Annotated in this window: 18 protein-coding genes; 8 read left to right on the forward strand and 10 right to left on the reverse strand. The window is 69.7% G+C overall.

Features of this window, described 5'->3' with window-relative positions:
* Nucleotides 1–64: 64 nt before the first annotated feature.
* The 9 genes from ACYVLP_RS24015 to ACYVLP_RS24055 form a co-directional block, all read right to left on the reverse strand.
* Nucleotides 65–1,255, reverse strand: a complete 1,191-nt coding sequence (locus ACYVLP_RS24015; RefSeq protein WP_460629804.1) for an FtsX-like permease family protein — start codon at nt 1,253–1,255, stop codon at nt 65–67.
* On the reverse strand, nt 1,255–1,911 hold the full coding sequence (locus ACYVLP_RS24020; RefSeq protein WP_460629805.1) for an ABC transporter ATP-binding protein: 657 nt from the start codon (nt 1,909–1,911) through the stop codon (nt 1,255–1,257). The genes ACYVLP_RS24015 and ACYVLP_RS24020 overlap by 1 nt, the downstream gene beginning before the upstream one ends.
* Nucleotides 1,908–3,674, reverse strand: a complete 1,767-nt coding sequence (locus ACYVLP_RS24025; protein ID WP_460629806.1) for a hypothetical protein — start codon at nt 3,672–3,674, stop codon at nt 1,908–1,910. Before ACYVLP_RS24025 ends, ACYVLP_RS24020 begins: the two co-directional genes overlap by 4 nt.
* 104 nt (nt 3,675–3,778) lie before the next feature.
* Nucleotides 3,779–4,246: a hypothetical protein gene (locus ACYVLP_RS24030; RefSeq protein WP_460629807.1), complete on the reverse strand. Its 468-nt coding sequence runs from the start codon at nt 4,244–4,246 to the stop codon at nt 3,779–3,781.
* A gap of 194 nt (nt 4,247–4,440) precedes the next feature.
* Nucleotides 4,441–5,055, reverse strand: a complete 615-nt coding sequence (locus tag ACYVLP_RS24035; protein ID WP_460629808.1) for a DciA family protein — start codon at nt 5,053–5,055, stop codon at nt 4,441–4,443.
* Nucleotides 5,048–6,289 (reverse strand): DNA replication/repair protein RecF, encoded by a 1,242-nt coding sequence (gene recF, locus ACYVLP_RS24040; protein ID WP_460629809.1) that lies wholly within the window; start codon nt 6,287–6,289, stop codon nt 5,048–5,050. Before recF ends, ACYVLP_RS24035 begins: the two co-directional genes overlap by 8 nt.
* Before the next feature lie 48 nt (nt 6,290–6,337).
* On the reverse strand, nt 6,338–7,477 hold the full coding sequence (gene gnd, locus ACYVLP_RS24045) for a phosphogluconate dehydrogenase (NAD(+)-dependent, decarboxylating) (protein WP_460629810.1): 1,140 nt from the start codon (nt 7,475–7,477) through the stop codon (nt 6,338–6,340).
* Between the two features lie 187 nt (nt 7,478–7,664).
* A complete protein-coding gene (dnaN, locus tag ACYVLP_RS24050; protein WP_460629811.1) occupies nt 7,665–8,792 on the reverse strand; it encodes a DNA polymerase III subunit beta in 1,128 nt (375 codons plus the stop codon).
* A gap of 654 nt (nt 8,793–9,446) precedes the next feature.
* Entirely contained in the window at nt 9,447–10,136 is a 690-nt protein-coding gene (locus ACYVLP_RS24055) for a TetR/AcrR family transcriptional regulator (protein ID WP_460629812.1), read from the reverse strand.
* A gap of 117 nt (nt 10,137–10,253) precedes the next feature.
* On the opposite strand from ACYVLP_RS24055, the gene ACYVLP_RS24060 reads away from it, so the two are divergent.
* Nucleotides 10,254–11,225, forward strand: a complete 972-nt coding sequence (locus tag ACYVLP_RS24060; protein WP_460629813.1) for an NAD-dependent epimerase/dehydratase family protein — start codon at nt 10,254–10,256, stop codon at nt 11,223–11,225.
* A 40-nt stretch (nt 11,226–11,265) separates the two neighbouring features.
* Here the strand turns inward: ACYVLP_RS24060 and dnaA are convergent, their stop codons facing one another.
* The gene (gene dnaA / locus ACYVLP_RS24065; RefSeq protein ID WP_460629814.1) at nt 11,266–13,035 is read right to left on the reverse strand and encodes a chromosomal replication initiator protein DnaA; all 1,770 of its coding nucleotides are present in this window, start codon (nt 13,033–13,035) and stop codon (nt 11,266–11,268) included.
* Between the two features lie 563 nt (nt 13,036–13,598).
* Here dnaA and rpmH point away from each other — a divergent pair.
* The 7 genes from rpmH to ACYVLP_RS24100 all read left to right on the forward strand — a co-directional run bounded on the left by rpmH (nt 13,599) and on the right by ACYVLP_RS24100 (nt 19,277).
* Nucleotides 13,599–13,736 carry a 50S ribosomal protein L34 gene (gene rpmH / locus ACYVLP_RS24070; RefSeq protein ID WP_010849920.1) on the forward strand — a complete coding sequence of 46 codons (138 nt, stop codon included), beginning with the start codon at nt 13,599–13,601 and terminating at the stop codon, nt 13,734–13,736.
* A gap of 18 nt (nt 13,737–13,754) precedes the next feature.
* Complete coding sequence (gene rnpA / locus ACYVLP_RS24075) at nt 13,755–14,105, forward strand: ribonuclease P protein component (RefSeq protein WP_460629815.1); 351 nt, start codon at nt 13,755–13,757, stop codon at nt 14,103–14,105.
* Nucleotides 14,102–14,422, forward strand: a complete 321-nt coding sequence (yidD, locus tag ACYVLP_RS24080) for a membrane protein insertion efficiency factor YidD (RefSeq protein ID WP_452271870.1) — start codon at nt 14,102–14,104, stop codon at nt 14,420–14,422. Before rnpA ends, yidD begins: the two co-directional genes overlap by 4 nt.
* Nucleotides 14,423–14,506: 84 nt before the next feature.
* The gene (gene yidC, locus ACYVLP_RS24085) at nt 14,507–15,496 is read left to right on the forward strand and encodes a membrane protein insertase YidC (RefSeq protein WP_460629816.1); all 990 of its coding nucleotides are present in this window, start codon (nt 14,507–14,509) and stop codon (nt 15,494–15,496) included.
* Between the two features lie 309 nt (nt 15,497–15,805).
* Complete coding sequence (locus ACYVLP_RS24090) at nt 15,806–16,363, forward strand: Jag family protein (protein WP_460629820.1); 558 nt, start codon at nt 15,806–15,808, stop codon at nt 16,361–16,363.
* Nucleotides 16,364–16,447: 84 nt separating this feature from the next.
* Nucleotides 16,448–17,239, forward strand: a complete 792-nt coding sequence (rsmG, locus tag ACYVLP_RS24095; RefSeq protein ID WP_460629817.1) for a 16S rRNA (guanine(527)-N(7))-methyltransferase RsmG — start codon at nt 16,448–16,450, stop codon at nt 17,237–17,239.
* Between the two features lie 1,288 nt (nt 17,240–18,527).
* On the forward strand, nt 18,528–19,277 hold the full coding sequence (locus ACYVLP_RS24100) for a ParA family protein (protein WP_460629818.1): 750 nt from the start codon (nt 18,528–18,530) through the stop codon (nt 19,275–19,277).
* The last annotated feature ends 2,050 nt before the right edge of the window (nt 19,278–21,327 follow it).

Genomic DNA, 21,327 nt, shown 5'->3' on the forward strand with positions numbered 1-21,327 from the left:
ACGGATCGCTGACAACCGCCTCCCACTCAGCCTTGGACGTCCTGCCCCCGAGCGGGGTGGCGGTTCACACCTGACTTCGCGCGACGAGATAGGGATCCTTCGCCAGCGAGCGTCGCACGGCCAGCAGGGTTGCGACCGACGTCGTCAGCACCAGAGCGGCAGCAACCGCCGTGAGCAGCGCGACCGGCACGGTGACGCCACCCGAAAGGCCAAGCAGGTCCAGCAGCGGCCTGACGACCACGACAGAGAGTGGGAGGCCTGCGGCATACCCGAGCACGACGCTGACGACCGTCACGAGGGCGCTCTCGATCACCAGCAACGACCGGAGGTCGCCGACCGTCCAACCGAGGCCGCGCAACAGGGCCAGCTCGCGCAGGCGGCGCGTGCCTGCCTCCCCGGCCCGCATCGCGACGCTCAGCGCGACGACGAGGCCGGCGGCCACGGCGAGCACCGATCCAGCCATCCGGACCAGCCCCGGCGCGCCGCTCACATCCGCGACGCGGTCGGCCGTCGCCCGGGCGTCGAAATGCTGCCCGCGGAGCTGCTCGGCGACCGCTCGGGCGGTCTCGGTGGACGCCGTCTGGAGCACGATCGAGTCGGCTCCGCGGGTGCGGTCGAAGTCCTCGGGAGCCAGGCCCTCACGGGCTGCGGCGAGCCGGAGCGCGTCGGCGCGGCTGAGGTATGCCGTGTCCGGCCGTTCCGGCGCGTGCGCCAGCGAGTAGATCCCGACGACCCGGAACGCCTCCTCCGTCGTGCGCCCCTGGCCCTGCGCGACCCGTGACACCGCGTCGATGGTGATCGTTGATCCGAGGCGCTCTCGCGCACTCATGCCCTGGACCCGTTCGGGCAGGACGATCTCGCCGTTGCGCTGTACCGCGCGCCCGGCGACCAAGGTCACCTTGTCGATCGGTGACCACGTCGTGCCGGCGAGGATGGCCGCACGCTCGCCCCAGGGCAGGGAGCACCGGTACCGCACAGCAACGCCGGTGACTCCGGGCAGCCGTGCGAACCCGGCCGTGGCGTCCCGAGTCAGGTACCGAACCTCCTGGGCGTCGACCGGTTCGGTGACCTCGACCTGACCGAGCGTCCCCCGCGCAACGTAGTCCTGTGCCACCGACCTGGACACGGAGGCGCTCGCGACGAGGCACAGGCAGCCGAGCATCATGAGCACCGCCAGCACCACGAGGGCGACCGGACCGGCGACGACGCCCCGCCGCAGGGTGAACGGGGCCCAGGCACGGGCCCTCCTCGACATCACCGGAGCACCTGTTGGTCCAGGGCCCAGCGAGTCGCGCCGACCCGCACGAGCTCTAGGTCGTGCGTCGCGACGAGCGCCGCCCCTCCGCGCTCCACGACCGAAGTGATCGCCTGACCGACGAGCCGGGCGGAGGCGGCATCGAGGTTTGCCGTCGGCTCGTCGGCGAGCAGGATCGGCGGCTTCCCGACGAGACCGCGCGCGATGCCGACCCGCTGGCGCTGGCCGCCCGACAGCCGCTGCGGGAGCGTGTCGGCGTGCTCGGCCATGCCGACGGACTCGAGAGCCGCGACGGCGGTCTGGCGGTGGCTGCGGTGAGGTGCGCCGAGCTGCGCTGCGACGTTCTCCCACGAGGTGAGGTACGGGATGAGCCCGGCGTCCTGCCAGACGACCCGGGCCCAGGACGACCTCAGGGCATCGCGGCTGTCGCCCGTCAGCCGGCCCGTCTCGGTGCCCGCGAGGCTGATGGACCCGGCGCTGGGGCTCAGCAAGAGGGCGGCGAGCGCGAGGATCGTTGACTTGCCCGTGCCCGAGCGTCCCGTGAGGATGCAGCACTCGCCCCAGTGGATGGTTCGGGTTATCGGCCCGAACGTGGGTCCGTCCGGGTAGGCGTAGGTGACATCGACGAAGGCGAGGGCGGGCTGGGTGAGTGTCATGAGCGGCTCTCCGAGCCGCCCGTCGCCGCCGGTGCGGCGGCCGCGCTGAGCAGGTCCGACGCCCGCAGACCCAGCGCGAGGGCCGAGTCGTAGACGGCCTGGGTGGCGGCCACCGAGGGTGGGCCGCCGGGGGTCCAGCTGAACATGGCGCTCGTGCCGGCCGCTCGGAAGCGCCCGAGTCGGGAGGTGACCGGCGACAGGTCGAGGCGCGACACCCGCTCCTGGCGGGCTCCTTCGAGCCGAAGCAGGGCCGTCGCCAGCTCGAGCTGGCCGGCCTCGAGGGCCCGCCGAGCCTGGTCGATCGGCGCACCCGAGCCCATCGAGTCCCCGGTGGCACATTGTCCGAGCTGACACAGGGCCGCCGCGAGACGCGCGCGGACCGCACCGCGCTGGACCCACGGCTCACCTGACGTGTCGACCTTGGCCCGCTCGGCGGTGTCGATGCCGAGCCGGGTCCGGGCATCGGTGACCATGATCCATTGACGGGCCTGCCCGCCGCTGTCGATCTCGGTGGAAAGCGGTCGCTCGAGGATGGCTGACGCGGCGGCGATCACGCGTGGGCAGGAGGAGCCGATCGCGCGGCAGCCGAGTGCCACCAGGATCGTCTCGTCATCCGCGCGCTGCGGATCTGCCGACAGGCCCGTCGAGTCGCCCGTCGAGTCGCCCGTCGAGTCGCCCGTCGAGTCGCCCGTCGCCGGGCCGGTCGATGTCGAGGTCCCAGCCGTCTCGGCGCGTCTGACGAACACGTCCCGCAGCCAGGCCGGAGTTTCAGCAACAGCACCGAGACTGCCGAAGAGTTGCGCGGCGATCACCGTCGACTGGAGGCTCCCCTGTGAGACGGGTGCGTCGCTGACCAGTCCGGTCGGGAGCAGCTTGGACCGCCACGGTCCGAGAGCACTGATCGCCGCGGCCCGCACCACCGGGTCGGCCGTCCCGGCGCGGGCGAGCCAGTACACCGCCTGCGGCTCCATCACGCCGGCCGGTGGCCTCGTCAGACACACCGTTGGGGTGGGGCGCTGGTCGCTCACCTGGCCACCCACCTGGCCCAGCACCCAGGCTGCCGGACCCTGGATGGCATCCCAGCCGCGGCATTCATCTGCTGGTTTCGGGCCGGGGGTGACCGGCACGGAGGTCGTCGGCATGGATGTCCCTGGAAAGGGCACGCCGAGGTCGTGCAGGCGAACCCGTTCTTCCGGGGTGAAAGTGCGCGCCGACGCGAGCTGCCGGACGACGGAGGTCTCGACGTCCTCGAGCCCGAAACACCGCGCGAGCGTCACCGCGTCGACGAGGTGGCCGGTCCGGGACTCCTCGTCGGTCTCCTTCGAAGGCGTCGACAGCAGGGCATCCAGGCGTTTGGCCACGGCATCCTTGTCCGTCTGTGCCACTCGCAGCCGTCCTTCGCCGGCTGCGTCGCATGCCCACTCCCAGGCCCAGAGTGGGTCGACCGCGGGCGCCTCGTCGCGAACCGCGGCAGCGAGGTCCTGGTCGTCGGGCCGTGGCGCAGGGATCCCAGCAAGCCGCATCGCTCGCAGGATGTGCGCGGAGTTGTACAAGCTGGCGCGCGCGCGACGGTCCGTCTGCTCGACGGCGACCAGGCCGGCGGGGTCCCGGAGCTTGGCCAGGTCCTCGGCGAGGCTGCGCGCCAGGATGAGATCAGGGTCCGGCGGAGGCGGGCTCGAGCCGAGCTGTCCGGCCAGTCGCGTCCCCATCGTCAATGCTAGGAGGGCGACGAGCGCGCCGACGACCTTGGTTCTCGTTGTCACGTTACGGGGGCCTTCCCGGCTGGGCGAGCCTCAGGCAAGGAGCCCGCCCAGCCGTTTCGTGTCATGGGCGCTGCGGTGTCGTCTGCGTGACGGTCGTGCCGTGGTCAGTTGCCCGCGCAGGCGCTCGCGGCGGCCTTGACCCCCAGCGTGTAGACCCAGGCATCGGAGCAGGTCGACATCCAGAGGGTGTTCCACGACGGGTCAGCGATGCCGCTGATGTCAGAGATCCACGTGTTGTAGTTCGTCCACGAGATGCGACGGGTGTCGCTGTCGACGATGGAGCCCGACGGGCTGGTCGAGATACTCACAGCGATGCCGTGCGCGCTGATCGTCGCGGCGTTCGTGATCGTGTAGACCTTGTAGGCGCTTCCGTTCTTGAGTGCCTTGGATGAGGTCGCGAACGAGCACTTGTCGACGAATGCGCTGCACTCCCACGCGTTCGCCTGCAGGATCGCCCCGGTGTTCGGGATGCGAGTGGACGAGCTGTCTGACACCGCGAAAGCCGGGCCGGCCGTCCCGAGGAGCCCGAGGCCGAGGCCGACGACCGCTACCTGCGCTGCGAACTTCTTCATGTCCTACCCCTGACGCGTGGTCAGGGGAGAGCGCGTTCGCCCTGCTTGACGTCCCTGACAGCGACGATGTCGCCGGTGAGACCGTATCTGACACGACCGACGGTTGCTGGGATTCACTCTGGGGAATCTCTGCAGGAACTCGTCAAAGTCGCTTAGGGCAGTGGATGTACCTGCCAAGCGTCTGTGCCGAGCTCCTAGCCGTAGGTGTCGCGTGGGCCTCGGGAGTCGGGGGAGCGCCGTCCACCGTGGCTCCACGAGGGAGCGCTCGGTCCGACGACCTTGAGCTCGGTCACGGCGCCTGCGCCGATCTCTTCCTCGACCCGTGCAAGCAGCGACGAGCCGAGCAGGCGCATCTGGGTGGCCCACGCCGTCGAGTCGGCGCGCACGGTCAGGACCCCGTCCACAAAGGTCAGCGGCTCCACGTGCGCGGCGATGTCAGGCCCGACGATCTCGAGCCAGCGACCCATGACCGAGCCGACGGCGACGTCGACCTTCCAACCCCGGTCCACGAGGAGCCGGTCGAGCTGGTCCCCGAGCAGCGCCGGATCCCGGCCGTCCCGGTCGGGCCCGGACAATGCGGTGCCGGTCTGGGCGGCCCGGCGCCGCTTGCGTGGCTTCATGCCCGGACGCAGCCCCCGCTCGGCGGCCGCGGCCCGGGCGCGGGCCAGAGCCGAGGCGGCCGCGTCGGCGATCCGCGTGTCCTCGTCGTTCGGGACCGGCAGGTCGTCCGGCTTGGGCGACTCCGTGACTCGTGCCGACTCCTGCGGTGTCCCCGGTCCGCCTGCTCTCGGCCCTGGTCGGTCAGCCATCGCGCTGCTCGTCGTCCAGGTCGTCCGCGGCATACGGCTGCTGGTTCACCTGACCCAGCTCGACGGCATACGTCGTGCCCCGTTCCCGAAGCACCTGTGGGACATCGGCGCCGACGGCGGCCGTGATGAGGACCTGCTCGCAGTCGGCGATGAGCGCGGCCAGCCGCTCCCGGCGCCCGGAGTCCAGTTCCGCGAACACGTCGTCGAGCACGAGCACGGGGTCATCGCCGAGGTCGCGCCGCAGGAGGCGGTATGCCGCCAGCTTGAGTCCCAGCGCAAAGGACCAGGACTCGCCGTGGCTCGCATAGCCCTTGGCGGGCAGGTCTCCCAACGAGAGCACCACGTCGTCGCGATGGGGGCCGACGAGCGAGATCCCTCGCTCGATCTCGTTGGCGCGCAGCGACTCCAGGGTGTCGAGCACGCCGCTGCGCAGCTCGTCGATCTCGGGCACCTCACCCTCGGCGATCCGCTTGGCGAGGTCTTCGTGCAGCGAGCTCCGGTAGGTGGCCCGGGCGTTCGAGCTGGCGTTGCTCACGGCGTCGTAGCACTCGGCGAGGTCAGGCACGAGGTCGCGCAGCAGCCGCAGGCGGGCGTAGACCAGCTGCGAGCCGACGGTCGCGAGATGGTCGTTCCAGATGTCGAGGGTGTGCAGCGCCGACTCGCGCGCCTCTTCGACCGGCGGGTCACCGGGGCGGGGCGCGCGTCGGGAGCCCTTGCGCAGGACCGGCGCCGCCGACTTCAGCAGAGCGTTGCGCTGCTTGAGGATCTTGTCGTAGTCGGACCGCACCCCCGACCACCTCGGCTGGCGCTGCACCAACAGCTCGTCGAGGAACCGGCGTCGCTCGGACGGGTCGCCCTTGACGAGGGCGAGGTCCTCCGGTGCGAAGAGCACGGTGCGCAGCGTCCCGAGCACGTCTCGGGGACGCGCGACCGGGGCGCGGCCCAGACGTGCTCGGTTCGCCCGGCCCGGGGTGATCTCGAGCTCCACCATCGTCTCGCGGTCATCACGGACGACCGCGGCCCGGATCACCGCCTGACCGGTGCCGAAACGGACGAGTGGCTGGTCCGTGGCGACCCGGTGCGATCCGAGCGTGGCGAGGTAGCCGACGGCCTCGACGAGGTTGGTCTTGCCCTGGCCGTTGAGGCCGACCAGCGTCGTGACCCCCGGCGTCAGCGCGAGCTCAGCGCTCGGGTAGCTCCGGAAGTCCTTGAGGGTCAGGTGGCGGACATGCAACGCAGGGCGATCTTCCTCAGGGCGGCGGCGCTCAGGGCAGCGGCGCCGTCAGGCCTTCTTGGCAGCGCGCTTGGCAGTCGACCTCGAGGCCGTCGACTTGGTGGCCGTCGACTTGGTGGCCGTCGACTTGGTGGCCGTCGACTTGGTGGCCGTCGACTTGGTGGCCGTCGACTTCCTGGCGGCCGACTTCCTGGCGGCGCTCGCCTTCACCCCAGCATGCTTGAGAGTCGCCTTCTCAGGCGAGCCCTTCCTCGCGTCGGCCTCCTTCACCGCCTCGGCGGCATCGCGCCGCAGGCTCTCGCCCTCGGCGATGGTCATCACCTGGTGGCCGCCGAACTGGCCGCGAAGGGCGGCGACCGCCTGCATCGTCGGTGAGACCTGTTGCCGCGAGGCGAACCGGGCGAACAGCGACGCCGAGATCACCGGCATCGGCACCGACAGTGCGATGGCCTCCTCGACGGTCCACCGGCCCTCACCGGAGTCGTTGGTGTAGTCCGACACGCCGTCGAGGTGTGGGTCCTCCTCGAGCGCGGCCACCATGAGGTCGAGCAGCCAGGACCGCACGACCGTTCCCCGGCTCCAGGCCTTGAAGGCGCCGGGGACGTCGGTGACGATGTCCTTCTTCTCGAGCAGCTCGTACCCCTCGGCATACGCCGCCATGAGGCCGTACTCGATCCCGTTGTGGACCATCTTCGTGTAGTGGCCGGCGCCGACCTTGCCCGCGTGGACGAAGCCTTCCTCGCGCGGACCCTCCGGGCGCAGCGCGTCGAAGATCGGCATCGCGCGGGTGACCCACTTCTTGTCGCCCCCGCACATGAGGCCGTAGCCGTTCTCCAGGCCCCAGATGCCGCCGCTCACGCCGCAGTCGACGTAGCCGATCTTCTTCGACGCGAGCAGCTTGGCGTTCTCGAAGTCGTCGGTGAAGCGGGAGTTTCCGCCATCGATGACGAGGTCACCGGGCTCGAGCAGGTCGCCGAGCTTGGCGACGGTCTCCCGGGTCGGGTTGCCAGCAGGGACCATCACCCACACGACGCGCGGGGCTTCGAGGGCCTTGACGAGAGCCGGGAGCGTCGCGACGTCACGCACCTCCGGGTGGTGGTCGAACCCGACCACCTCGTGTCCCGCGCGGCGCAACCGCTCGCGCATGTTGCCGCCCATCTTGCCGAGACCGATGAGACCGAGCTGCATGTCGCGTGCCTTTCTGACGGGAGCGAGCGGGGCGGTTCGAGGCTACGCCTGCGAGGGAGGCGCCGCACCGAATGGCCTCGGTGCGTCATCGTGCGAGGTGGCGCGTCATCGTGCGATCGCTCGGGCAGCCCGGGAGGGCGCGGCAGTCCGGACGGTCGGCTACCGGCGCTGGGGATCAGGATGGGGGTCAGCTGGCGAAGCGAACCGGCATGAGCACGTAGCGGTAGGACCCGTCGGGCTCACCCTCCGCCTCGTCCTGCCCGGTGAGCACGGCCGGCCGGCTCGGCTGGGTGAAGGCCAGGCGGCTGTATGCCGTGCCGACCGCGTGCAGCCCATCGAGCAGGAACTGCGGGTTGAACGCGATCTGGATCTCGGGACCCGTGAGGGTCGCCTCGACGGCTTCGGAGGCCTGCGCGTCGTCGCCCGTGCCGGCCTCGATCGCGACCTGGCCGTCGGTGAACTTCAGCAGCACGGGCGTGTTGCGCTCCGCGACGAGGGCAACCCGCTTGACCGCCTCCTCGAGCGCAGCCGTCTCGATGACCGCCTCGGTGTCCACGGAGGTCGGGAAGATCGAGGTGACCTTCGGGTACTCGCCGTCGAGCAGGCGCGTGGTCGCCCGGCGCTGGCCGGCCTCGAAGCCGATCAGGCCGTCACCGCCGTGACCGAGGGCGATCTCGACGCTCCCCGAGGCTCCGAGCGCCTTGGCTGTCTCCGAGAGCTGCCGTGCGGGGATCAGCGCGATGTGGCTGGCGTCGGTTGCCACCGGGCTCCAGGTCAGCTCACGCATGGCGAGGCGGTAGCGGTCCGTGGCCAGGAGCGTGATCTTGTCACCCTCGACCTCCATGCGCACCCCGGTCAGGATCGGCAGGGTGTCGCCGCGGTCGGCCGCGACAGAGACCTGCGCGACGGCCTGGGTGAAGACGTCGCCGGCGATCGTGCCGCTCGCCTCGGGTGCGGCCGGCAGGGTCGGGTAGTCCGCGACCGGCATCTCTCGCAGGCTGAACCGCGAGGACCCGCAGGTGACGTTGAGCTTGGTGCCGTCGGTCCCGACGTCGATGGGCTTGTTGGGCAGGTTGCGGGAGATGTCCGCGAGCAGTCGACCCAGGACCAGCACCTGCCCGGCCTCGGCCACGTCGGCCGGGACGGTGATCTTGGCGGACACCTCGTAGTCGAAGGCCGACAGCGTGAGCGATCCTTCTTCGCTCGCCTCGACGAGCACCCCAGCGAGCACCGGCACCGGCGGACGGGCCGGCAGGCCGCGCGCCACCCAGGTCACGGCCTCGGCCAGGACGTCTCGCTCAACCCGGAACTTCACGGTGCACTCACTTCGACGAGGAACGACAGATGGGGCTCAGACACTAGTCCTTGGCGGCGACAGACACCACAAACACCACGAACAACGGATGAGGCGGTTGCGGACGGGTGATCGGACGGGTCGTGGACCAGATGGTCGACCGTGCCGTCAGGCACGGCAGAGGGCGTGAGCGCGGGCCGGACCCTCGTTGTCGGGGCTTCCTGTTATTCAGAGGGTCTCGTCATAGTCGTAGGCGCTGTGGATCCTGTGGACAACCGGCGTCCAGGCAGGTCACGTTGCGAGTCGGCTTGTGCACGAGCTGTGTGCGGAATGACAGGGGTGTTCGATGCCGGTGTGGATGACGGATGACAGTGCACAGAGTCCTCACAGTCGCGGCGTGGGTTGTCCGCAGCCTGAGGCGGTTCGTCCACAGATTTCCACAGAGCTGTGTGGAATACGCCGGTGCGCCTGCGGCCAAGATGTCCTGTTTGCGCCCATTGGTGGTAGGTCGCCTGTGTATGGAGGCGGTCTCCGCTTCCACAGAGTTGTCCACAGTCAGTGGAAAACAGATCACCATCACGTCATCGACCGGTTCCACAGCCCGGAGTCACGAGGAGGTCACGCTGTGCACACAGCTGTGGATGGGGCTGTGGAGGAATGTGCACCACGGTGGAGTCAGTCGGGGAGCACGAGGCCGCGGGCCTGTGCGAGATGCCACTCGAAGAGTGCTTCCGGGTCGCCGAGGTCGCCGAGCTGGCCGAAGACCTCGCTGGACACCGCGCCGATGAGCAGCGTCCACGCCGACAGTCCCCTGGCGAGCAGGACGGCGTCGATCGCGGTCCCGGCAAAGAAGTCGTCGGCCAGCAGGTCGCCGACCGCAGCGGTTGCACCCTCGCCGGCCGAGGCATCGACGGGCGGGCCAGCAGAGGAACGTGCGATGTCATCGAGCAAGCGGGTCACCAGGGCCAGCACGGCGGTGCCCGGCCCGCTGGTGCGTTCGGCCGGAGCGGCATAGTCGGGCACTGGTGAGCCGTAGATCAAGGCGTAGTCATAGGGAAACTCGAGTGCCCAGCGCCGCACGGCTCGGCCGATGGCGTCCCATCGGCCGGCGAGATCGACCGCGTCGACGCGGTCATGTGCTGCCGCGACCTCGGCTGCGAGAGCGGTGTAGGCGTGGATGATGAGTCGTGTGAGCAGCTCGTCGCGACCGTCGACGTAGCGGTAGATCCCCGAGGACACCATCCCGAGATCGCGGGCGACCGCTCGGAGACTGATGGCAGCGGCGCCATAGCGTCCGAGGTGCTCGCGTCCGACCCGCAGGATCTCGGCTTCGACGGCGGCCCGGTTCTCATCTCGTACGCCCATGCACAGAGCCTTCCACAGGATCACGAGAAATGTGAGCACTGCTCTTGTTTTTCGCCCCAACAGTCGTCATAGTTGATTCGAGAGCAGTGCTCACATTTCTACGAAGGAGCTTGGACCATGTCTCACCACCTCGTCCTCGGAGCGGGCGGCATCGGCCGCATGACCACGGCCCGGCTCGTCGAGCTCGGCCACACCGTCACCCTCGCCTCCCGCTCCGGGACAGTCCGTGACCGTCCGTGGGCGCGGAACACCGTCCCCGCCGGACAGGCCGACCCGGTGACCGTGGTGGCTGTCGACGCCGCTGATGCGGACGCGCTGACCCAGCTCGCCCAGGGGGCGGCCAGCATCACCAACGCGATCAACCCGCCGAAGTACACGACGTGGGACACGGACTGGCCGCCGGTCGCTCAGGCGATCCTGGCGGCCGCCGAGCGCAGCGGCGCAGGCCTGGTCACGATCGGCAACCTCTATCCCTACGGACAGGTCGACGGGCCCATGCGCCCCGGCGACCCCGAGCGCCCGAACGGGCACAAGGGAGAACTGCGCTCGCGAATGTGGCGCGACGCGCTCGCCCTGCACGAGTCCGGTCGGATCCGCGCGACCGAGCTGCGGGCCAGCGACTACTTCGGCCCCGAGGCCACTCGCGGGATGAGCGTGCTCAACGACTTCGTCATCTCCCGGGCCGCCGCCGGCAAGATGGTCATGCTGCCGATGGGTCGGCCGGACGCGCCGCACACGTGGACCTACCTGGCCGACATCGGTGCGCTCGCGGCCACGCTTGCCACCGACGACCGGTCCTGGGGCCGGATCTGGCACGTCCCGAGCGCGCCCGCGAAGTCCATGCGGGCGGTTGCAGCGGACACGGCGCGCATCGCCGGCAAGCCGGCCAAGCGGGTCTGGGCGGTGCCCCGCCCGCTCGGCACGGCGCTGGGCTCGGTTGTGCCGATCATGCGCGAGCTGCGCGAGACGCGGCACCAGTTCGAGCGGCCCTTCGTCCTCGACGCGTCCCTCACGGAGGAGACGTTCGGGCTCACGGCCACGCCGTGGGAGGAGGCGCTCACGGCCACGGTGCAGGCGCTCGCCGGCTGAGCGGCATACCCGGGTGGGTGGGCCGGCGAGCCCACCCAGGTCAGTGGGACTGCTGGCGGATGCGGTTGGTCAGCTCGGTGACCTGGTTGTAGATGGCGCGCCGCTCGCCCATCAGCTCGCGGATCTTGCGGTCGGCGTGCATGACCGTCGTATGGTCGCGGCCACCGAAGTGCTGGCCGATCTTGGGCAGCGACAGGTCGGTCATCTCGCGGCACAGGTACATCGCGATCTGCCGAGCGGTCACCAGCTGTCGTGAGCGCGACGAGCCACAGAGGTCCTCCAGGGTCACCGCGTAGTAGGCGGCGGTGACCGCCATGATCGTCGCCGCCGTGACCTGGTTCGGGGTCTCGTTGGGCAGGACGTCCTTGAGCACGATCTCGGCGAGCGGCAGGTCGATCGACTGCCGGTTGAGGTTGCTGAACGCGGTGACCCGGATCAGCGCGCCCTCGAGCTCGCGGATGTTGGTCGAGAAGTTCGTGGCGATGTACTCCAGGACGTCGTCCGGGACCTTCATGCGGTCCTGGATGGCCTTCTTGCGCAGGATGGCGATGCGGGTCTCGAGGTCAGGCGGCTGGACGTCGGTGAGCAGGCCCGACTCGAACCGGGTGCGCATGCGGTCCTCGAAGCCGGACAGCTCGCGCGGCGGCAGGTCGCTCGTGATGACGATCTGCTTGTTGGCGTTGTGCAGCGTGTTGAAGGTGTGGAAGAACTCCTCCTGCGTCTGCAGCTTGCCCTGGAGGAACTGGATGTCGTCGATGAGCAGCACATCGACGCTGCGGTAGCGGGCCTGGAAGGCGCTGGCCTTGTCGTCGCGGATGCTGTTGATGAAGTCGTTGGTGAACTCTTCGGAGTTGACGTAGCGGACCCGGACGTTGGGAAACATCGTGCGCGCGTAGTGGCCGATCGCGTGCAGCAGGTGGGTCTTGCCCAGGCCCGACTCGCCGTAGACGAAGAGCGGGTTGTAGGCCTTGGCGGGCGCCTCCGCGACGGCGACCGCGGCCGCGTGGGCGAAGCGGTTGCTCGCACCGATGACGAAGGTGTCGAACGTGTACTTCGGGTTGAGCCGGGTGTCCCCGGACACCGTGGGCTCAGGTCGCTGCTGGCGCAGGGGGCCGCTCTCCCCGCCGCTGAGCGGGTGGTCGGTGTCCATCCCGTGACCGTTCCCGCCGGCAAGGCGCTGCGCCGGATGGCTCGGTGCATGGGTCGCCGGGTGCGTGCCGGGATGGGTCGACGCGTGGGCGTCGAGGGAGGTGGGTCCGTGTGCCGGCGCGTGACCCAGCGCCGGGTTGATGCCGGGCCTCGTGGCCGGCGGCATCCCGGGACGGTAGGGCGGCGCGAGCGGTGAGTCGGTGTAGCCGAGCTGGTAGGGGTCGTCGAGGTCTGCGCCATTGAGCGCGGGAGCGCTCTCCTCGAGGTCCCGCAGCGGGTTGTATGCCGTCTGGCCGGGCAGGCCGCCCGAGGTGTAGCCCCGCACGGGGCCCCGGGCGGCGTCCGACAGCGCCGGCTGGCCGGTGGGCTCGTCGGTGATCATCCCGAGGTCGGTCTCGAGGCTCTCGTCGACCGAGACGGCCAGCTGAACCGGGTGGCCGAGCTGGTCGGCCAGGGCCGCGTTGACCTGGTCGCGGACGCGGTCCTCGAGGAAGTCCTTCGTGAAGGAGTTCGGCGCGCGGACGACGGCTGTCTGGTCGAGCACGCCGACCAGGCGACAGAGCCGGACGAAGGCTCGCTCACGATTGGACAGGCCGATCGAGTCCAGGGTGCCGAGAGTCTGCTGCCAGATCTCCGCGTAGTCGACGCCTGCCTCGGCCACCTGATCCACCTACCCCTGCTGATTCGGTTGCGCCCGTTCGGATTTGGCAAGTCGGCTCGGGACCTCGGTGCCCCTCGGAGCTGCGGCGACAGCGCCTCCGGGCGGTCCGACATACGGCGTTCCTGCTGAACGATGCCTTGTTGTCCACACGTTTGTCCACAGCCTGTGTATGGCTTGCCAAGGCTCGTAAGGCTCGAAAACCTACAACCCACCGACGGGCCTGACAATCGGCTTGTCCACAGATCCTCGCACTGTTCGGCGTGTCGTCTTGCATTCTGACGGACGCATCCGAAGATCGGTCGTTTGGGGTGTGGCGCCGCAGGCCGACCTGGCCGGTTTGACCCTCCTTCAGCGGCTCCCGTATCGTTGACCGAGCGTGTCTGCGACCTCTTTCGCATGCCCATGGCCCCGATCGCCGGGTCCAGCCAGAGCCCTGGCCGGACCACCTCCTCGGAACTCCACGGGTTTGCCGATTGCGGTCGCCGAAGACCACAGCCAGCCCCACCCCACGGGAGTGCGGTCGATGCCCGTCGACCGGACACCCGCGACCTACGGAGATCCTCGTGAGCAAGCGCACCTTCCAGCCGAACAACCGTCGCCGCGCCAAGACGCACGGCTTCCGCCTGCGCATGCGCACCCGCGCCGGCCGCGCCATCCTCGCCGCCCGCCGTCGCAAGGGCCGCGCCGAGCTCTCGGCCTGAGCCGCCGAGGGCCTCGACGTGCTGCCGGCACGTCACCGCCTGCGTGACCGGGCGGACTTCACGTCGGCAGTCCGAGGGCCCGGCGCCAGCAGAGCAGGCGGGCGACTCATCGTCGTGCATGCCAACCGGACCGATGCGCGTGCGGATCTTCCGCCGCGTGTCGGTTTTGTTGTGTCGCGCGCCGTCGGCAACGCCGTCGTGCGCAACCGCACCAAGCGTCGCCTGCGCGCTGGCGTCGCGACCCGGCTGAGCGGCATACCCTCGGGGTTCGACGTCGTCGTGCGCGCAAACCCGGCCGCTGCCGCGGCGACCTTCGCCGACCTTGACACGGCCCTCGGCCGACAGATCGAGAAGGCGTGTGCGCGATGAGCGTCACCGTCAACCAGGTCCTGGCCGCGCCGCTGGTGCTCGGCGTGCGCCTGTACCAGCGGTTCATCTCCCCGCTGTCCCCGCCCAGCTGCCGCTTCTACCCCAGCTGCTCGGCGTATGCCGTCACCGCCCTGACGCGGTTCGGCCCGATCCGCGGGGGCTGGCTGGCCCTTCGCCGGCTCGGGCGGTGCCATCCGTGGAACCCCGGCGGCGTCGACCCCGTTCCGATGACATGGGCCGAGCGCAACGACTGGAAGCCCGAGGACTTCCGTCCGCGTGATGCCGACGCGGACGAGCACCAAGATCACACGACCTGACCAAGCGGCATATCGTTGCCGACCAGTGGTGAGCGGCCGTCCGGCCCGGATGTCGCCGCCGCACCAGATGACAGAGGAAGCACGTTGAGCGAGTTCTTCAACACCCTGCTCTATCCGATCAAGCTCGGTGAAGCATGGGTCATGTACGGATGGCACTGGTTCTTCGAGACCCTCGGTCTCAAGGGGGACTGGTCCGGCTGGGCGTGGGCGCTGTCGATCGTCGGCCTCACCGTGGTCGTGCGGATCCTGCTCATTCCCCTGTTCGTCAGGCAGATCCACTCCTCGCGGCGGATGCAGCTCATCCAGCCCGAGATGCAGAAGATCCAGAAGAAGTACAAGGGCAAGCGCGACCCGGAGTCCCAGAAGGCGCAGCAGCAGGAGATCATGGATCTCTACCGGCGCACGGGGACCAACCCGTTCAGCAGCTGTCTGCCGATCCTCATCCAGAGCCCGTTCTTCTTCGCGCTGTTCCAGCTGCTCAACAACCTCAAGGCCCAGGCCGAGGGCAAGCAGCCGGGCATCGGGCCGATCACGCAGCAGGTCGCGGCGCAGATCGAGGGCTCGACGATCTTCGGCGTGCACCTGTCCGACAGCTTCGTCACCGCCAACGGCAACCTCAACGTCAAGATTCTGTCGGCCGTCCTCATCGTCCTCATGTCGGCCACGACGTTCACGACGCAGTACCAGCTGATGCGCAAGAACATGCCGGCGGCTGCGCTCGACAACCCGTTCGCGAAGCAGCAGAAGGTCCTGCTCTACGTGATGCCGTTCTTCTTCGCGATCTCCGGCATCAACTTCCCGATCGGTGTCCTCATCTACTGGCTCACGACGAACCTGTGGACCATGGGTCAGCAGTTCTACGTCATCCGCAACATGCCCGCTCCGGGGTCGGAGGCCGAGGCAGCGCGGCGGAGGCGACTGGAGCGCCAGGGCAAGACCTTCGAGGAGCTCACGGTCCCCGGTCTCGACAGCGCCGCTGAGACCGTGCCGGACGATGCGCCAAGGACTGGCCAGCGGCAGCAGCCGAAGGGTAAGAAGCGCTCGAAGACGGCGCCGCCGAAGACCCGGCGATAGCGGTTACCCACCATCTTATCCACAGGACCATCGGGCCTCTGACCTGCGGAAACGTAAGTTTTCCACAGGTCGGTGGGCCATGATGAACGAAGGAGTCTCGCTATGAGCGACACACAGGCAACCCATCTCGACCCGCACGCGCAGGACGACCAGGCAGACTCGGTCGAGTCGGCCAGCGACTCCGACGAGCAGGGCCTCGCGAGCCACCACGCGCCGGATGCCGATGTGCCGGACGTGGACGTGCCGGATGCCGATGTGCCGGATGTCGAGGAGCTCGCGGCCGCCGGGTCGGACCGCGACGACGACTCGATAGCGCCGACCGCTGATGGCGGCGACAGCGACCAGGCGGGGGCTGAGCCGGCGGCGTCCGGGAAGGTCGACCGCAAGACCCGCGTCCGCCAGTTGGAGCGCGAGGGCGAGGTTGCGGCTGACTTCCTCGAGACGCTGCTCGACATTGCCGATCTCGACGGCGACATCGACGTCGATGTGGACGGTGACCGCGCGGCCGTGGCGATCGTCGACTCCGAGGAGGGGCGCGTGCCCAGGCGCCTGGTCGGGGCTGACGGCAAGGTGCTCGAGGCGCTGCAGGAGCTGACGCGGCTGGCGGTTCAGGCCGAGACGGGCGAGCGGAGCCGGCTCATGCTCGACATCGCGGGCCACCGGGCGCATCGCCGGTCCACGCTCGTGGCCCTCGCGAAGCAGGCCATCGCCGAGGTCAAGGAGTCCGGGTCCAAGCGATCCCTGGAGCCGATGAGCGCCTTCGAGCGCAAGGTGGTGCATGACGAGGTCGCCGCCGCCGGGCTGGTCTCCGAGTCCGAGGGTGTCGAGCCCAAGCGGTACGTCGTGATCCTGCCGGCCGGCGACTGAGTCGCAGCGCCCGTTCCTTTCGTGTGACCGGTGGCCTCCGCTGGAGGCCGCCGCATCGCTGGTCCTGAGATGGAGGCGTAGGGCGTGGACGAGGGCACCGACAGACCGACCGGCGTGCCGGAGACTCCCGCCGTGGCGGCGCCGATCTTCGGCGACCGGCTCGGGCTGGCCGAGGAGTTCGTCGCCATCCTGGCGGACACCGGCATCAGCCATGGTCTGATCGGGCCCCGGGAGGCGCCGCGTCTCTGGGATCGTCACGTGCTCAACTGCGCGGTCGTCGCGGACGCCATCCCGCCTACCGGGGAAGCGCAGCAGGTCATCGACATCGGGTCAGGCGCCGGCCTGCCGGGCCTCGCCCTGGCCATCGTCCGCCCCGACCTGGACCTCCATCTCGTCGAACCCCTCGCACGTCGCACGGGCTGGCTCTCGGGAACAGTGGCACAGCTCGGACTGACCAACGTCTCGGTGCACACCGCGCGCGCCGAGTCGATGTGGGACCGGATCGCGGCGCCCTGGGTCACTGCCCGGGCCGTGTCTGGCATCGTGCAGCTGGCCGAGTGGACCCTTCCGCTGCTGATGCCGAGGGGCAGCTTGCTCGCACTCAAGGGCTCACGAGCAGCCTCGGAGCTCGAAGAGTCGAGAACTGCACTGACCCGGCTCGGCGTGGTGGAGGCGGCGGTCGACCAGTACGGTGACGGGCTGTTGGAGGAGCCGACGATCGTGCTGCGCGCGACTATCGGCGAGACGCTGGACCGTCGGCGCTTTCGATCGCGGCCCACGAGCAGCGCGGGTTCCGCCCGTCGGCGGGCGGATCGGCGAGGCGGATCGCGCCAGTCCGGCCCGGCGGCAACCACCCGCCGTCGTCATCAGCCATGATCGTGTCCAGACCCTTTCGTAGGCCGCCGCGCGTGACGTGGCCTGCGGTTCGACCCCCGAGACCGGAGGTGCTCCCCTCGTGACGATGTCGACCAACCTCGGATGGCCGAGCGAGCCAGAGCCCGGTCCGGAGCACCGTCGACTTGGCTGGTTGGCTCGCATGCTTGGCGTTTCACGTGAAACGGGCGCCATGTCGGCGCCTCCTGCGCCGGGGGCGGATGCTGCGCCGGGGGTTGGTGCTGCGGTGGAGCCGGTGGCTGATCCGGCCATCGCGGATGCCTCCTCCACAGAGGTCGCGCCGGGTGATGCCGCGCCCGGGGGCAACGCTCCCGCGGGCGCCACGCCGATGTCTGTGGCTCCGGGTGGCGGCTCGGCCGGGGACGTGGAGTCGACCGAGCCAGCCCCGTCCGAGCACGAGCGGTCGGGACTTGAGTCGGCGTCCGTGGTCGCACCTGGCGTCGACGACTGGTCAGAAGCGGAGACGCGCCCGGAGCCGGCCGAGCCGGCCGCGGACGAGCACGGGCCGTCGGGACCTGAGTCCGTGTCCGTGGTCGCACCTGGCGTCGACGACTGGTCAGAAGCGGTGACTCACCCGGACCCGGCCGCGGCGGGAGATCCAGCGCGTGGGGATCTTGACGGCCCGACGGACGGGTGGCACGAGGCGTTGTCAGCGCCTCAGGGACAGACCGCAGGTTCGATGGACCCTGGCGCCATGACCGCGGCGGCGGCGACGGGTGACGCCGCCGGCTCATGGGCAGAGCTCGACTCGCAGGACGAACAGATGGCGGAAGCGGGGCGCCCCGTCGGGGAGCTGGATGAGGCGAAGGTGGTCGAGGTGGAGGTGCCCGGCGCAGGGTCTGAACTGACGGACGGGGTCGCTGAGAGCGCACCCCAGGACCTCGACCGAGACTCGTTCGGGACGGTCACCGGGAGTGCTTCGACCCGTGCGACGGAACCCTTGTCGGACGCTTCGCAAGACTCCCTGGTGGTTCGTGAGCCTGTGGACAGCGCCGTGGATGACGGGGCCGAAATCGGGGCCTCCGAACGGGAAATGGGCATTTCAGAGGTTGGGGAAAACGCTGTGGATGACCGCATTGGTGCACACCGTTTCGGTAGCCGCATCGTTGACCGAGATGCGCTTCCTACGACCGCCAGTGTCGATGACGACGACGCCCCGCATGCACGAGATCTAGCCGAGAACGCACACCGACGCATTCAGCTGACAGGGCGTCCATTTCCCAAGCCGGCGGCCCCCCGCGTCCTCACCGTGGCCAACCAGAAGGGTGGCGTGGGAAAGACCACGACGACCGTCAACGTGGCAGCCGCACTCGCTCAGGCAGGTCTCCGAGCGCTGGTGATCGACCTGGATCCTCAGGGCAACGCCAGCACCGCCCTCGGCATCGACCACCACGCGGAGGTGCCATCGATCTACGACGTCATTGTCGAGGGCACGCCGTTGCTGGAGGTGATCCAGCCGTGCACGACGGTTGACAACCTCTACTGCGCCCCGGCGACCATCGACCTCGCAGGAGCGGAGATCGAGCTGGTCTCCCTCGTCGCCCGCGAGTCGCGCCTCCAGAAGGCGATCGCCGCTGCCACCGAGACCGGACATTCCTTCGACTACATCCTCATCGACTGCCCGCCGAGCCTGGGCCTGCTCACCGTCAACGCGATGGTGGCGGCCAGCGAGGTGTTCATCCCGATCCAGTGCGAGTACTACGCACTCGAGGGCCTGTCGCAGCTGCTCAAGAACATCGAGCTGGTCAAGGCTCACCTGAACCCACCGCTGCACGTCTCGACGATCCTGCTCACGATGTATGACGGCCGAACCCGGCTGTCCGCGCAGGTGGCAGACGAGGTCCGGGAGCACTTCCCCGAGCAGGTGCTTCGGACGACGGTCCCCCGTTCGGTCCGCGTGTCCGAGGCCCCGAGCTTCGGCGAGACGGTCATGACCTATGACCCGACCAGCAGTGGTGCCCTCGCCTACCTCGAGGCCGCCGGTGAGATCGCCGACCGGGGCGCGCAGGGTCGCGTCTGACGAGCGACGTACTACCCGTGAAACGGGGTCGCCACCGCCTGGTGGCGGCCCCGTTTCACGTGAAACCGCGTCGGGGGCCGGCGAATTGGGTGGTCGTCGTCGCTGGTCGTCGCTGGTCGTCGCTGGTCGTCGCTGGTCGTCGCTGGTCGTCGCTGTGGTGGTGAGGCGGTCATGATGCGGTGGTGTGGTCAAACCTGGCGGGTGACCTGTCACGTGCATCGGTCCAGCGGCGGGGCACTGCCGTGGTTCGGCCTCCGAGGGCGCTCCGCGGGCGCAGCGGGACGGCTCGGCTCGCGGACCCTGAGCTGGTCGACGGGGGAGGGGTGTGACGAGGTGAGGGTGTCGAGAGCGATCAGCGGGCGCGTCACGGCGGTCGTGACCGCAGGGCAGTCGCCACCTCGCCGAGGGTCGCCACGTCTCGCGCTACCACCTCGGTGCGGTAAGGCGCGATCGGGTGGAGGCGGAACGGCCGCCGAAGACTGCGGACGTGACGTCCAGCCCGGACCCCCAGCCGGATGCTGGGCGGGATGCGAATCGGGCGACGAGTGACCGGCGCAGTGAGCCGGCGGGCTCTGCCTATGGGGTGATGGACCAACCCCACCCGTCGGCGTCGTTGGGGCTCCCTCCGGCCCGGGGACGGCCGAGAGCTGCGCAGCGACTGGGGACTCGGGCGAGGGCCAACGTGTCGTGACCATGGCGTGTTCGGGTCTGGCGAGGCTGTAGAAGCATCGCGGCGCCGCAAGCGTTTCACGTGAAACGAGGCGCGTCCCCAGTGAGTCGATCGCAGGATCGACACCCGCACGCCCCGAAGGGGATCCCGCTGCCGGGCGGGAGGTTAACGTGGTGCCGTCTGGCCGAAGCCCACTGTGACGGGTGTCCGTGAGAACAGGGCAAGGCCGGTCCGCACCAGGGGTGTGATTGCGGACGCTCCAGCGGACCTGGGTGCTGCGACAACCCTCGAAGATGCGCTGTATGCCGTCGCTCCGGCGATGCCCCAACTGCGGCAGCTTGGCTACCGCGTGATCGGCCAGGCCGTCCGGCTCCGCCGCGAACTGATCATGCGCCTGGTGTGGCCGCGAAGTGCCTGGCGGCCGCCACCACCGATGGCGTGGAGTCACGGCCAGCGCATTCGCAGCCGTCGGCGGCTGGACCGGCGGGCACGCGGCGACGACGCGGGGAGGGGTGGTCGAGTCCGATGGCTACGGATACAGCCGTCGAGGTATGGGCGGCTTCAGCCCATCCGCTCCCAGGTCGAACCATGAGCCGGTCGGCGCTGGTGGGCGTTTCACGTGAAACGGTGGGCCGCGCACGGTGGGCCGGGCATGGCAGCCCCGCCCAGCAAGGCCATTGATGCGGCGAGGGATCTTCTCGTACGGGCTGGGCCCCCCGATTCACAGGGCTCAACGCACTACGCGGACACGAGGAGCTGATGCCTTGGAGCGGCCCTGTAATTGCCACGGACGTTGAAGAGCTTGGCCAGTGGGGCGAGGGGCGTGTCGGGCGAGGGGTCGGGCGAGGGGTCGGGCGAGGGGGGTGTCGGGCGTGAGGCGTGTCGGGCGCGGCCTCGGAGGTTCCCGGGCCGGTGGTGCTCCTGTCCGACACAGCATCCCTCGAGCTGGACATGCGCTGGCAACGGCAGGGGAGCGCCCGGCAGTCGCCAGCACCGATCCTGTCTGGTGTCTGGCGCGGCGTTCTGGCAGTGGTTGACCGTCGGCCCACGCGCGATGCCTGGTGCTGGTCCAGTCCGGCGGCGAGGGCAGCTTCGGCCTCGCACCGCTCCCGAGCGCTGAGCGGCGGTACTCAGTCGAACCGAGGGTGGGGCGAACTCAGGAGCCGGTCCAGGCGCGCGAGTGTTTCACGTGAAACAGAACGGCGTCTCTAAGGTGCCGGGCGCACCCTCGTGGTCTGTAGTCCCGGCAGCGAGCGCACGCCGAAGGCCGGCCTTGGCGTTCAGCGATGTGGCAGACCCGAGACGAGGCCCGACCGAGACGAGGCCCGACCGAGACGAGGCCCGACCGAGACGAGGCCCGACCGAGACGAGGCCCGACCG

This window comes from Intrasporangium mesophilum, assembly GCF_054783095.1.

Bases quoted from the DNA above. Each gene is read 5' to 3' on its own strand.
- ACYVLP_RS24015 (WP_460629804.1), bottom strand. From the start codon at position 1,255: ATGTCGAGGAGGGCCCGTGCCTGGGCCCCGTTCACCCTGCGGCGGGGC.
- ACYVLP_RS24020 (WP_460629805.1), bottom strand. From the start codon at position 1,911: ATGACACTCACCCAGCCCGCCCTCGCCTTCGTCGATGTCACCTACGCC.
- ACYVLP_RS24030 (WP_460629807.1), bottom strand. From the start codon at position 4,246: ATGAAGAAGTTCGCAGCGCAGGTAGCGGTCGTCGGCCTCGGCCTCGGG.
- ACYVLP_RS24035 (WP_460629808.1), bottom strand. From the start codon at position 5,055: ATGGCTGACCGACCAGGGCCGAGAGCAGGCGGACCGGGGACACCGCAG.
- gnd (WP_460629810.1), bottom strand. From the start codon at position 7,477: ATGCAGCTCGGTCTCATCGGTCTCGGCAAGATGGGCGGCAACATGCGC.
- ACYVLP_RS24055 (WP_460629812.1), bottom strand. From the start codon at position 10,136: ATGGGCGTACGAGATGAGAACCGGGCCGCCGTCGAAGCCGAGATCCTG.
- ACYVLP_RS24060 (WP_460629813.1), top strand. From the start codon at position 10,254: ATGTCTCACCACCTCGTCCTCGGAGCGGGCGGCATCGGCCGCATGACC.
- yidD (WP_452271870.1), top strand. From the start codon at position 14,102: ATGAGCGTCACCGTCAACCAGGTCCTGGCCGCGCCGCTGGTGCTCGGC.